Genomic DNA, 516 nt, shown 5'->3' on the forward strand with positions numbered 1-516 from the left:
TTCCTACGGTAGATACTCTCTTTTCAAGGGGCGTTTGCGAGCTGGTCTGACAAGAGGCTGGACTGGTCTCGGTCATGCCATAAGCAATGGTCACCTCGCTCATGTGCATCTTATCCATGACACGGCGCATGACCTCAATAGGACAGCTTGAGCCGCCCATAATACCGGTGCGCAGACTAGATAAATCAAAGCTATCAAATTCTGGATGATCAAGTTCCGCGATAAACATCGTTGGTACTCCAAGCAGGGCAGTACACTTTTCTGCTTCCACTGTTTGCAATACCGTTAGCGGATCAAAACCATCATTGGGATACACCGCGCAACCACCGTGAGTTAAAATGGCTAAATTGCCACCCACCATGCCAAAGCAGTGATAAAGCGGCAATGGGATACATAGCCTATCTTCTTCTGTCAGCCTCATTCCTTCGCCCATAAAATAGCCGTTGTTCAAGATATTACGATGCGTTAAGGTAGCGCCTTTGGGTGTGCCGGTTGTGCCACTGGTAAACTGCACAC

1 protein-coding gene is annotated in these 516 nt (G+C 48.6%); it reads right to left on the reverse strand.

Annotated features, from left to right (window positions below):
* Nucleotides 1-516, reverse strand: a 516-nt coding sequence (locus tag AAEZ03_RS25815) for an AMP-binding protein (RefSeq protein ID WP_350582560.1), incomplete at both ends; no start/stop codon positions are given.

The sequence above is a fragment of the Pseudomonas sp. HY2-MNA-CIBAN-0224 genome, from assembly GCF_040310285.1.
Lineage (GTDB): Bacteria > Pseudomonadota > Gammaproteobacteria > Pseudomonadales > Pseudomonadaceae > Aquipseudomonas > Aquipseudomonas helleri.